Source organism: Enterococcus ureasiticus (assembly GCF_001730285.1).
Taxonomy (GTDB): Bacteria; Bacillota; Bacilli; order Lactobacillales; family Enterococcaceae; genus Enterococcus_L; species Enterococcus_L ureasiticus.
This window is the reverse complement of sequence record NZ_MIJZ01000001.1, coordinates 380,474-392,544: the sequence shown is the minus strand read 5'-3', so window position 1 is coordinate 392,544 and position 12,071 is coordinate 380,474. Positions and strand designations below refer to the sequence as shown.

Genomic DNA, 12,071 nt, shown 5'->3' with positions numbered 1-12,071 from the left:
AAGGTGAAAAAATGAATACACGAATTTTAAAAACATTAGGGTTTGATAAGGTCAAACAACTAATTTCTCAGTACGTTGTAACAGCACAAGGCTTGGAAGAAATCGAACACTTAGTTCCTATAAATGAGGCAACTAGTATTCAAGCTTGGCTAAAAGAGACTGAAGATGGTTTGAAAATCCAGCGCTTACGTGGTGGAGTACCGATTCCTAAGTTAGAGAATATTCGGCCCCACATGAAACGAATCGAAATTGGAGCCGATTTAAATGGTGTCGAATTAGCACATATTGGACGGGTCTTGTCTACAACTTCTGAAGTTATACGTTTTTTTAATGATTTACAAGACAGTGAAATTGAATTACTAAGACTTTACGCTTGGATCGAGCAACTGATCGTTTTACCTGAACTGAGTCGTAGATTGAAAGAGTCGATCGACGAAGACGGCCGAGTGACTGATGAAGCTTCTCCAGAGTTAAAAATCATTCGAAATAATATTCGTAGAAGTGAACAAACGATTCGTGAACAATTAGATGGCATCGTCAGAGGAAAAAACGCCAAATATTTAAGCGATGCAATTGTAACGATGAGAAATGAACGCTATGTAATTCCAGTTAAACAAGAATATAAAAGTGTTTTTGGTGGCGTCGTCCACGATCAAAGTGCCTCAGGTCAAACGTTATTTGTGGAACCAAAGCAAATCGTTGATCTGAATAATCGTTTACGCCAACATCAAATCGCTGAGCGTAATGAAATCGAACGGATTTTATCAGAGTTATCAGCTGAATTAGTTCCCCATCGAAATGATATTATGCACAATGCCTATGTTATTGGGAAATTGGACTTTGTAAATGCTAAAGCTCGTTTCGGTAAAGAACTGAAAGCTGTAGTTCCACAAATCAGTGAAGAGAATCATATTTACTTCAAACAAGCGAGACATCCGTTACTGGATCAAGATAAGGCTGTTCCCAATGACATCACGATCGGAAAAGATTATCAGGCTCTTGTGATCACAGGACCAAATACTGGTGGTAAGACGATTACATTGAAAACATTAGGCTTACTTCAATTGATGGGACAATCTGGTTTACCGATTCCAGCTGGCGAAGAAAGCCGGATGGGCATTTTTGACGAAGTTTTTGCTGATATTGGTGATGAACAATCCATCGAGCAAAGTTTAAGTACGTTTTCTTCTCATATGACGAATATCGTTGATGTGCTAAAAAAAGTGGATAGTCATAGTCTAGTATTATTTGATGAGTTAGGTGCAGGGACTGATCCTCAAGAAGGAGCCGCACTAGCGATTTCGATCTTAGATGCATTAGGCAGCAAAAGTGCTTATGTGATGGCAACAACCCATTATCCTGAGTTAAAAGTATATGGTTATAATCGCGCAGGCACTATTAATGCTAGTATGGAATTTGATGTGGATACGTTGAGTCCAACTTATCGTTTATTGATTGGTGTTCCAGGGCGTAGTAATGCGTTTGAAATTTCAAAACGTCTTGGTCTGGATACAACGATCATTGATGAAGCAAAACACATTATGGATGGTGAAAGCCAAGATTTAAATGAAATGATTGCTGATTTGGAAAATCGACGTAAAATGGCAGAAACTGAATATTTAGAAGTTCGACATTATGTAGATGAAGCTGAGCGATTACATCATGAATTAAAAGAAGCTTATGGCTACTTTTTTGATGAGCGAGAGAAGGAAATGGCTAAAGCTCGCCAAAAAGCAAACGAACTCGTATCACAAGCTGAGGAAGAGGCTGCAGGTATTATTTCAGATATTCGTAAAATGCAGTTAAGCAGTGGGAATCAAGGTGGCATCAAAGAACACCAATTGATCGATGCAAAATCACAACTTTCAAAACTTCACCATGAAGAAGCGAAACTGGAAAAAAATAAAGTTCTGAAAAAAGCCAAAGAACAGAAGAAACTAAAATCAGGTGATGAAGTGATCGTCAATACTTTTGGCCAACGAGGAACGTTGATCCGTAAATCCAGCGATAATGAATGGCAAGTTCAATTGGGGATTTTAAAGATGACTGTTGATGAAAGTGACATGACTCCTGTTGCACCTGAAAAGGAACCAAAGCAAAGAGTAACGGCTATTCGCTCAAGTGAGAGTAGTCATGTAGCAAACCAACTAGATTTACGTGGGAAGCGATATGAAGAAGCGTTAGCTGAAGTAGATCAATATCTAGATGCAGCGATTTTAGCAGGCTATCCTCAAGTGACGATCGTGCATGGCAAGGGAACAGGCGCTTTACGTACAGGTATTACGGATTATCTGAAAAATCATCGTAGTGTGAGTAGTTTTGAGTTTGCTCCAGGCAACCAAGGTGGTAATGGAGCGACGATTGTAAAATTTAAATAGGACGCTTACCTTTAGTAAGCAGAAAACTAGTCGAATGAACAAACGAGTGATATAATGACTTTATAAATCATTATCTAGCTTCACAGGCTAAGCTTCCGGGAAAATGGGATCTTAATTAATTGTTTCGATTTTTCTGTCAAGGTTTGGCGAGCCTGTTTAGCTTTAATAAGTAGGAGGTCTATACTATGACACAAGTAATTACAGACAAAGAATTTTCAACTGAAACAGATAGCGGTCTTGTTTTGATCGATTTTTGGGCAACATGGTGTGGCCCTTGTCGCATGCAATCACCGATTTTAGAACAATTAAGTGAAGAATATGATGAGAGTGAAGTAAAAATTACGAAGATGGATGTAGACGAAAATCCAGAAACGCCAGCTTCATTTGGAATCATGAGTATTCCAACATTATTATTGAAAAAAGACGGAGAAGTTGTAGAAAAAGCAGTGGGTGTTCATTCAAAAGAACAGCTACGTGCAATGATCGACAAATATCTGTAGACATAATCTTAGGATGGAGAGTTTCTTCATCCTATTTTTTATGCCTAAGCTTGTAGAAAATGCTATAATATAATGTATCAAGAAATAAGAAAGGAAGTATTATGAACGATAGAATCAAAAATAAATTAGCATTGCTTCCTGACCAACCAGGTTGTTACTTGATGAAAGACAAAAACGGAACAATCATTTATGTTGGTAAAGCAAAAGTGTTAAAAAACCGTGTACGCTCTTATTTTAGCGGCAGCCATGATACGAAAACAGAACGGCTTGTCAGTGAGATAGAAGATTTTGAATATATAGTAACTGAATCAAACATCGAAGCATTACTTCTCGAAATCAATTTGATTCATAAAAATGATCCTAAGTATAATATCATGTTGAAAGATGATAAAAGTTATCCTTTTATCAAGATCACAAATGAAGATTACCCACGATTGTTGATCACAAGAAAAGTTTCAAAAGACAAAGCGCTATATTTCGGACCGTACCCAGATGTTGGGGCGGCAAATGAAACAAAACGATTGCTAGATCGCCTGTTTCCTTTAAGAAAATGTCGAGTGCTACCTAAAGAAGTTTGCCTGTATTATCATATGGGTCAATGTTTAGCGCCGTGCGTTTTTGATATTCCAAAAACAACTTATACAAAAATGGTTGCAGAAATCAAAAGCTTTTTAAATGGCGGACATCCGGTTATTCAAGAAGAAATACAAAGAAAAATGAATGAAGCCGCAGAAAATATGGAATTTGAAAAGGCAGCAGAATACCGCGATCAAATCAAAGCCATCGAAACTGTTATGACACGCCAAAAAATGACAAATGCAGATTTAGTTGATCGTGATGTTTTCGGTTATGCAGTTGATAAGGGCTGGATGTGTGTTCAGGTATTCTTTATCCGTCAAGGTAAGTTGATTGAAAGAGATGTTTCAATTTTCCCTTTTTACAATGAAGAAGAAGAGGATTTCTTAACCTTTATCGGGCAATTCTACCAAGAAAACGAACACTTCATTCCAAGAGAAGTCTTGATTCCAGATAATATCGATATTGCGAGTGTAGAAGCGATGCTTTCAACGAAAGTGCTACAACCTCAACGAGGAGAAAAAAAGAAATTAGTTAAGTTAGCTGGCAAAAATGCTACCGTCGCTTTGCAGGAAAAATTCGACCTAATCGTGCGGAAACAAGAGCGAACAATTGGCGCTGTTGAAAAGCTAGGTAATGCCATGAATATACCGACACCTATAAGAATCGAAGCATTTGATAACTCGAATATCATGGGGACAGACCCAGTTTCTGCGATGGTCGTTTTTATAGATGGACGACCTGATAAAAAGGAATACCGTAAATATAAAATAAAGACAGTTAAAGGTCCAGATGATTATGCATCGATGCGTGAAGTAATCTATCGTCGCTATTCACGTGTTCTAAAGGAAAACTTACCATTTCCAGATTTGATCGTGATCGATGGAGGGAAAGGTCAGATTGATGCTGCTAAAGAAGTCTTGGACAATCAATTAGGTTTAGATATTCCGATCGCAGGATTAGCTAAAAATGATAAGCATAAGACAAGTGAACTTCTTTTTGGTCCTAATTTGGCTATTGTGCCTTTAGAAAGAAATTCCCAAGAGTTCTTTTTATTACAGCGTATTCAAGATGAGGTTCATCGTTTTGCAATTACTTTCCATAGGCAATTAAGAAGCAAGAATAGCTTTGCTTCCCGTTTAGATGATATAGAGGGATTAGGGCCAAAACGAAAAAAAGAGTTATTGAAGCAATTTAAGTCATTAAAAAATATAACAGCAGCGTCAGTTGAAGAGCTGAATGCATCTGGCTTGCCGAAAAATGTTGCAAAAAATGTATATGATCATTTACATCAAGAAGAACCGGGTTTAGAACAAAAACCTTAATAGTTTATTGTTAAGCAGAAAAACAAATGTTATTTAATGAGACTAGTTTTTCTGCTTTTGATAGTTTGAAGTAGCTTTAAGCGACAAGAAATAGTTTGACAGAGCTTTTAACTCACGATACGATATCATATAAGCTATATAGAAATCGCTTGTTAGTGTAGCGTAAAAAGTTTATTTTGTTAGTGAAGTTGTCTGAATATTTAGTGATTTTTGGGAAATTTACTTTGAATGATAATTGAAAAGAAATATTTTTAAAATTACTGATACTGAGTAAGTTGATTAACGAGATGAATAATTTACTTTTTTATTAAAGAGTTGATTTTAATTTAAAAATAGGAGGATGGAAAATGTTAGAAGTAAAGAATTTGGTTAAAACATTTGGGGATTATACAGCCGTAGACAACATGTCTTTTGAAATCCCCGACGGGAAAATACTTGGCCTGATCGGTCAAAACGGTGCTGGCAAGACCACGACTTTCCGCTTGATTTTGGATTTTTTAACTCAAGATAGCGGAGTCGTACTTTGGAATGGGCATCAGTTAAGCGGGAAGGACTATAACGATATTGGTTATTTGCCAGAAGAACGCGGCTTATATCCAAAAGTGTCCATTCAAGAGCAATTGATTTATTTTGCTGAATTAAGAGGAAAAACTAAAAAAGATATCGAACCTAAAATTGACGAATGGATGGAAAAATTCAAAGTCAAAGGGAAAAAAACAGATAAAGTAAAATCACTTTCAAAAGGAAATCAACAAAAAGTTCAACTGATTGCAACACTGATCCATGAACCAAAATTGGTGATTTTAGATGAACCGTTTAGTGGATTAGACCCTGTTAATGCCGAGCTTTTAAAAGATGGAATCATCGCATTGAAAGAAAAAGGATCTTGTGTAATTTTCTCTAGTCATAATATGGATAATGTCGAAAAAATCTGTGATCATCTTGTAATGTTAAGAAGTGGTAAGATGGTCCTTAATGGTAAAGTTCACGAAATCCGTGAGAGTTTCGGACGTACAAAAGTGTTTTTAGAATCACCCTTAAATCCTGAGGACGTCTTAGCAATCGATGGGGTAAAATCAGCAATTAAACGTGGGGACGGTGTCGTTGAAGTAACTTTGAATGATCCAAAAGCAGGGCAAGAAATCTTTGCACGCGCTACACAATTTGGCTATATTCCGATGTTCAATCAGCAACCGCCGACCTTAGAAGAAATATTTAAGATGAAAGCAGGTGAACCAAATGAGTAAATTTTGGATTATAGCAAGTGATGTCTATAAAAAGAATGTTAAGTCAGCTTCCTTTGTTATTATGATCCTTGTACCATTTATTGTTATGGGAATCATTTACATCGCAGGTTCGCTGGCAGGCGGTTTTTCTGAGGAGACAAAAGTTGGGCTTGTTTCAGATAATCAAGCATTGGCAGAACAATTAGCTCAAGCAAAAACAGATGACTATACGTTTAAAGTGATCAAGTCACAAAAAGATGCTGAAAAACAATTGCAAGTAAATGACCTGGATGCTTTTCTCGTTTTAGAAACTAAAACAGAACAAATTCAAGGGAAGTTATATGCAGAATCTTCTTTAGGCACTACGACAGAATTAATGATGGGCCAAATGCTTAACGGGCTTCAATCATCATTGAATGCAAGTAAATTAAATTTAACCACAGAACAATTAACAAGTTTAAGCCAACCAGCAAATTTTGAAAAGACTAAAGTTAGCTTTGATGACAATGGAAAAATGACGACGGGTCAAGATAATACAGCAATCCAGTCAGCGATGTCATTTGTGATAACCATCATTCTTTGGGTAATTATCATCACGTACGCATCGATTATTGCACAAGAAATCGCTTCTGAAAAAGGAACACGGATCATGGAAGTTATTTTATCCAGTACCAAAGCTCAAACCCATTTTTACGGAAAATTAACTGGAGTCATTATGGTTGCACTGACTCAAATCGTGATCTATGCTGCAGCAATTGGAATCGGTTATACACAATTAAAAGACATGGACATTGTGAAAGGTTTCGTAGAAGGACTTTCTTCTACTAATATTTTTGGTAGTTTCCTATTTTTCACGTTAGCATTCTTTGTTCTAGGTGTGTTGGTCTATTCAGTATTAGCAGCATTATGCGGATCGTTGGTATCAAAACCAGAGGATACGGCAAAAGCTGTTCAACCGATTATCTATATCGCAATGATTGGCTATTTTATCGGAATTTCATTAGGAACAACAGATCCACAAAATATTGTGATTAAAGTATCTTCTTATATTCCATTGATTTCATCCTTCATCATGCCAATTCGTTTAGCAAGTGAAACGGTAACTACGGCAGGTGCTATGATTTCTGTTTTGATTCTTGTTGTTTTCGGCGTATTATTAACAATGTTTTCAGCGAAACTTTACAAATCTAATGTATTAGTTTATAGTGAGGGCGGCGTATTTAAATCATTGAAACAATCGATCTCAATATTAAAAAATGAACGTAAAAAAGTAGCTAAATAAGCAAGAAAAAAGTACTGAAGGGTTTAATCTTCAGTACTCTTTTTTTGTTCTCTCAAAGGAACAGTCATTCTTTCAATCAAGCGAACACTCATTTCTTGTTCTGGAATGGTTTCTTTATTGAGCTGGTTATGAATATAAATAAAGGAATTTTCTGCTTGTAGTTTGATCGAATAGTCCACAGTCGTAATGTGCATCAATCGACTGATTTCACTATTATCAAAGCCAATAACCGCTACATCCTCTGGAATAGAGTAACCTAAAGTTTGAAGCTCCGATATAAAACCTGCGGCAACTGAATCAGTATAAAACGCCATTGCATCCGTTTTATTTGTCATTTTATGCCATAATTGTGCAATACGACGCCCATTGTCAATTCTATTTTCATCACGGAAAATCCATTCATCTTTGCTTGAGATGTTTTTTTCGTTATGGAAATCATCAATTGCTCTTAAACGTGCTTTCGTATTCAGATTTTCAGAATGGCCCAAAACATGTCCAATCGAACGATAGCCACGTTGAAAAAGATAATCTAATGAGCGTAAATAACCTGAATAATGATCAATATAAGAAGAGTAGATTCGTTCAGAATCAATACGATGCCAGGTCGCGATCGGACCATAGAGACTATAAGGTTCGATTATTTCCCATTTATTGGCTCGGGTCAAAATAAAAACACCATCTAGCTGCTTATACTTCATTTGATTTAAGGCATCGATTTCTTTCTTTTTATCTCCATCAGTAAAATAAAGAGTTACATAATAATTATAAGATTTCGCAATAGAAATAAAACTTTCCAGAAAAATACCTAACGGATCGATAAAACCTTGTGCAAGAAATCCAATCGTTTTGGTTTCACCACTTTGGAGATTACGAGCGATCAAATTAGGAGAGTACGATAACGCTTCCATTGCTTCTAATACTTTTTTTCGACTTTCCTGACTAACATAACCATTTCCGGAAATGACTCTAGAAACAGTTGATTTTGAGACTTGTGCTTTTTTTGCTACATCAATAATCGTTGTCATTACAACACCTCACTAATTGAATGGATAGAAAGAGAACTTCACTTTTTAAGTATAACATAAAATAATTAAAAAAAGACCTTGACATGGGAACATTCCCACACATTATGATTACAATGTAAACGATGTCAGAACATATTCTGAACAAAAAATCAGGAGGGAAACACATGACAAGAGAAGCATTGAAAATCGCAACAATTGGTGGAGGCTCAAGTTATACACCAGAATTGATCGAGGGATATATTAAAAGAAAAGATGAACTACCAATCAAAGAAATTTGGTTAGTTGATATTGAAGCAGGCAAAGAAAAATTGGAAACTGTTGGGGCAATGGCAAAACGCATGGTCAAAGCAGCTGGACTAGATTGGGAAGTACATTTAACATTAGATCGTCGTGCGGCATTAAAAGACGCTGACTTTGTCTCAACACAATTTCGTGTAGGGCTTCTTGATGCACGTATCAAAGATGAGCGCATTCCGTTATCACATGGTGTTTTAGGGCAAGAAACAAATGGAGCCGGAGGGATGTTTAAAGCATTCCGTACGATTCCGGTGATTCTTGGAATCATTGAGGACATGAAAGAACTATGTCCCGATGCGTGGCTTGTTAACTTTACTAATCCTGCTGGAATGGTGACAGAGGCTGCAATCAAGCATGGTGGATGGAAGAAAACAGCTGGTTTATGTAATGTACCGATCGGTCACAGAAAACAAGCAGCTGAAAAACTAGGAATTCCTGAAGATGATTTATTCTTCAAATTTGCTGGAATCAATCACTTCCATTGGCACCGTGTTTGGGATAAACAAGGGAATGAGCGGACACAAGAATTGATTGACTTGATTTATGGACCACAAGAAGATTCTGAAAGTCATTTGAAAAATATCCATAACGCACCATTCCATTATGAGCAAATTAAAGATCTAGGCATGTTGCCATGTGGCTATCATCGCTATTATTATATCGAAGATGAAATGCTAAAACATTCGATTGAAGAGTTTGAAAAAGGTGAAACAAGAGCCCAAGTGGTAAAAGAAACTGAAGCTCGTCTATTTGAACTTTACAAGGATCCAAACTTAGACTACAAACCAAAAGAACTAGAACAACGTGGCGGCACGCACTACAGTGATGCAGCATGTGAATTGATTGCCTCAATTCATAATGATAAACGTACAGACATGGTTGTCTCAACGGAAAATAACGGAACCATCACTGATTTACCATATGATTGTGTTGTTGAAGTTTCAGGTCCTGTAACTGCACATGGACATGAACCTTACAATTGGGGCGCATTCCCACCAGCTGCTCGTGGAATCATTCAAGTGATGAAAGGAATGGAAGAGACGGTTATTCGTGCTGCTATTGATGGGGATTATGGCGCGGCGTTACATGCGTTCACAATCAATCCATTAGTTCCAGGAGGAGTAATGGCTAAAACCTTATTGGATGAGCTATTGATTGCCCATAAAGACCATCTACCAAACTTTTCTGAAGCTATTACTAAGATTGAGACAGAACAACCTGATACAGTAGCTTATGTTACGGAGTTAATGAAAAGCAATTAAAAGGTATGGATAAGAGAACATGACCAAATAATGAACCGGCCCCATAAAACTAAAACTGAATGTCCGTTCGATTGGTTATATTCTGGATCCTTCTTTTTCTAAAAAAGGAATCTAACACTCATGAGTATGTAAAATAATGTAAAAGAGAAAGAGCCGTATAAATTCATTGCGAATTTATACGGCTCTTATACTTAGTGAACCTCAAACCCAGAAATAGTATGTAATAATGGATCTATAGGTTCAATGTCAAAATTATAAGAACGATAACGAAATAGATGATTTAAAAGGATAAAGGCAGAAATCTCAGTAAATAAAAATATTTTTAAAGAAGCAATAGAAAGACTAAGTAAAGAAATTGCTAAGAACAAAATAATAAACAATGAAAATAGGTGTTTGATTTGATGCGTATTTGAGATCACGATTTCTTTGGTTTGTGAAGTTATTTTTATTTTTTGAGAAAAACGAAAAAGACCTTCTCTAAATTCAAGCGTATCACCGACAGTTACGTCTATTTCAGTTGTAATATTATTAAATAATTTTCCCTGTTTTACACCATTTTTATATATGATGAAATGACGAACGCATCCCCATGTTGTTTGTCTTTTTAAATTGATTTTCATCATAACACCTCCTAATAATATTTTCACATAATTAGAAGATTAAAGAATCAAACAAAAGACTGATTTATTATAGATTTTTTATCCTTCTAAAGTCGTAGTTTTTTTAGAAAGACGATGAAAAATGGTGAAATTAAAGAAGGCTCCGCTTGATTTTATTGCAGAGTCTTCTTTAATATAGCAAAACAGTCCTCTTAATCTTGATCTAATGGTGGAAGATAAGTATATTCTGCCACACTAGCAGCGTGTGTTCCAGCAACATGTCCCGTTACAAAGGCTGCTGTAACGTTATAGCCTCCAGTATAGCCGTTGACATCAAGCAATTCCCCGGCAAAGAATAGACCGTTGACCAATTTGCTCTCCATTGTTTTTGGTTGGACTTCTTTTAATGAAATACCACCGCCTGTCACAAAAGACTTTTCGATTGGCAATGTTTTTTCAGCAGTTAATTTAAAAGACTTTAATTGATCGATGAGCTGATCAATTTGTTGGTCCGAAACTTGTTTTGATTGGTGCTCAGAAAGAGTAGTTTTGTTTAAGATGAATTCAAGTAACCGTTCCGGAACAAGATTTTTCAAAGAGTTTTTCAGCGTTTTTTCAGGTTGATCTAAAAGTTTTCTTTGTATCTCGTTTTTTAGTTCCAATGCGGTTTTTTGAGGAAAAATATCCAATTGTAAAGTAACAGGATTTTGCCCATTTTTAACTAATTCTTGATTAATAAAGCTTGAACATCTTAAAGCAGCTGGACCAGATAAACCAAAATGAGTAAAAAGAAGATCCATCTGATGTTCCACGATTATTTTTCCTTGACTATTTAAAACTGAAAGAGAAACATCCTGAAGTGAAAGACCTTGTAACGTTTTTTCTTTAATAAAATCGTCGTTAGAAATTATTGGAGATTCAGTTGCGTACAAAGGACTGATGGTATGACCTAATCTTTTAGCTAATTTATAACCATCTCCAGTTGAGCCAGTAGAAGGATAGGTCCGACCACCGGTTGTCAAAATGACACAAGGAGCATAAATTTTATCATGTTCTAGTGCAACACCGATGACTTGATCGTCTTTATGCAAGATTTTTTCAACTTTTGCCTCTGTATAGATTGTTACACCAAGTTGCTCTAATTGGTTAAATAATGTTTCAACAATTGTTTTTGAACGATCAGTAACAGGAAACATTCGGCCGTGATCTTCCTCTTTTAAATGGGTTCCGTTTGATTCGAAGAACTCCATAATATCGTAATTGTTAAATTGCGAAAAAGCGCTATATAAAAACTTTCCATTCCCTGGGATATGTGCAATAATTTCATCTGCTGGACGATTGTTCGTTACATTACAGCGACCACCACCAGTTAGTAAGAGTTTTTTACCTACACGTTTGTTTTTTTCTATTAATAAAGTATTACTACCGGCTTTAGCTGCTGCGATAGCGGCCATCATGCCGCTAGTACCTGCGCCAACAACAATGACGTCGAATGATTTCATAAATTCTCCTCCAATTCAATGGTAGTTTAACACAATTTTCAAAACTTTTTCTACTTTTTTTGCAATTCATGGTAAAAAATTGTGGAAATTTTCAGAATT

At 36.2% G+C, this 12,071-nt stretch carries 9 protein-coding genes; 6 read left to right on the top strand and 3 right to left on the bottom strand.

Features of this window, described 5'->3' with window-relative positions; translation table 11 throughout:
* Positions 1 to 11: 11 nt before the first annotated feature.
* The 5 genes from BCR21_RS01840 to BCR21_RS01820 all read left to right on the top strand — a co-directional run bounded on the left by BCR21_RS01840 (position 12) and on the right by BCR21_RS01820 (position 7,287).
* Positions 12 to 2,378, top strand: a complete 2,367-nt coding sequence (locus BCR21_RS01840) for an endonuclease MutS2 (RefSeq protein ID WP_069644816.1) — start codon at positions 12 to 14, stop codon at positions 2,376 to 2,378.
* A 185-nt stretch (positions 2,379 to 2,563) separates the two neighbouring features.
* Positions 2,564 to 2,878, top strand: a complete 315-nt coding sequence (trxA, locus tag BCR21_RS01835) for a thioredoxin (protein ID WP_069644815.1) — start codon at positions 2,564 to 2,566, stop codon at positions 2,876 to 2,878.
* Positions 2,879 to 2,979: 101 nt separating this feature from the next.
* The gene (uvrC, locus tag BCR21_RS01830) at positions 2,980 to 4,779 is read left to right on the top strand and encodes an excinuclease ABC subunit UvrC (protein ID WP_069644814.1); all 1,800 of its coding nucleotides are present in this window, start codon (positions 2,980 to 2,982) and stop codon (positions 4,777 to 4,779) included.
* Between the two features lie 347 nt (positions 4,780 to 5,126).
* Positions 5,127 to 6,026 carry an ABC transporter ATP-binding protein gene (locus tag BCR21_RS01825; RefSeq protein ID WP_069644813.1) on the top strand — a complete coding sequence of 300 codons (900 nt, stop codon included), beginning with the start codon at positions 5,127 to 5,129 and terminating at the stop codon, positions 6,024 to 6,026.
* Positions 6,019 to 7,287 (top strand): ABC transporter permease, encoded by a 1,269-nt coding sequence (locus BCR21_RS01820; RefSeq protein WP_069644812.1) that lies wholly within the window; start codon positions 6,019 to 6,021, stop codon positions 7,285 to 7,287. Before BCR21_RS01825 ends, BCR21_RS01820 begins: the two co-directional genes overlap by 8 nt.
* A 23-nt stretch (positions 7,288 to 7,310) precedes the next feature.
* On the opposite strand, the gene BCR21_RS01815 is transcribed toward BCR21_RS01820, so the two are convergent.
* Positions 7,311 to 8,312, bottom strand: a complete 1,002-nt coding sequence (locus tag BCR21_RS01815) for a LacI family DNA-binding transcriptional regulator (protein WP_069644811.1) — start codon at positions 8,310 to 8,312, stop codon at positions 7,311 to 7,313.
* A gap of 164 nt (positions 8,313 to 8,476) precedes the next feature.
* Here BCR21_RS01815 and BCR21_RS01810 point away from each other — a divergent pair, with 164 nt between their 5' ends.
* Positions 8,477 to 9,871 carry a 6-phospho-beta-glucosidase gene (locus BCR21_RS01810; RefSeq protein WP_069644810.1) on the top strand — a complete coding sequence of 465 codons (1,395 nt, stop codon included), beginning with the start codon at positions 8,477 to 8,479 and terminating at the stop codon, positions 9,869 to 9,871.
* 191 nt (positions 9,872 to 10,062) lie between these two features.
* Here BCR21_RS01810 and BCR21_RS01805 read toward each other — a convergent pair whose 3' ends face one another.
* Both BCR21_RS01805 and BCR21_RS01800 read right to left on the bottom strand, forming a co-directional pair.
* Positions 10,063 to 10,491 carry a hypothetical protein gene (locus BCR21_RS01805; RefSeq protein ID WP_069644809.1) on the bottom strand — a complete coding sequence of 143 codons (429 nt, stop codon included), beginning with the start codon at positions 10,489 to 10,491 and terminating at the stop codon, positions 10,063 to 10,065.
* A gap of 191 nt (positions 10,492 to 10,682) precedes the next feature.
* Positions 10,683 to 11,972 carry a BaiN/RdsA family NAD(P)/FAD-dependent oxidoreductase gene (locus BCR21_RS01800; protein ID WP_069644808.1) on the bottom strand — a complete coding sequence of 430 codons (1,290 nt, stop codon included), beginning with the start codon at positions 11,970 to 11,972 and terminating at the stop codon, positions 10,683 to 10,685.
* Positions 11,973 to 12,071: the final 99 nt, after the last annotated feature.

What these genes read in the sequence shown, in the direction of transcription:
- BCR21_RS01840 (WP_069644816.1), top strand. Translation starts at nt 12, where the DNA reads ATGAATACACGAATTTTAAAAACATTAGGGTTTGATAAGGTCAAACAA.
- BCR21_RS01805 (WP_069644809.1), bottom strand. Translation starts at nt 10,491, where the DNA reads ATGAAAATCAATTTAAAAAGACAAACAACATGGGGATGCGTTCGTCAT.
- BCR21_RS01825 (WP_069644813.1), top strand. Translation starts at nt 5,127, where the DNA reads ATGTTAGAAGTAAAGAATTTGGTTAAAACATTTGGGGATTATACAGCC.
- uvrC (WP_069644814.1), top strand. Translation starts at nt 2,980, where the DNA reads ATGAACGATAGAATCAAAAATAAATTAGCATTGCTTCCTGACCAACCA.
- BCR21_RS01800 (WP_069644808.1), bottom strand. Translation starts at nt 11,972, where the DNA reads ATGAAATCATTCGACGTCATTGTTGTTGGCGCAGGTACTAGCGGCATG.
- BCR21_RS01820 (WP_069644812.1), top strand. Translation starts at nt 6,019, where the DNA reads ATGAGTAAATTTTGGATTATAGCAAGTGATGTCTATAAAAAGAATGTT.
- trxA (WP_069644815.1), top strand. Translation starts at nt 2,564, where the DNA reads ATGACACAAGTAATTACAGACAAAGAATTTTCAACTGAAACAGATAGC.
- BCR21_RS01810 (WP_069644810.1), top strand. Translation starts at nt 8,477, where the DNA reads ATGACAAGAGAAGCATTGAAAATCGCAACAATTGGTGGAGGCTCAAGT.
- BCR21_RS01815 (WP_069644811.1), bottom strand. Translation starts at nt 8,312, where the DNA reads ATGACAACGATTATTGATGTAGCAAAAAAAGCACAAGTCTCAAAATCA.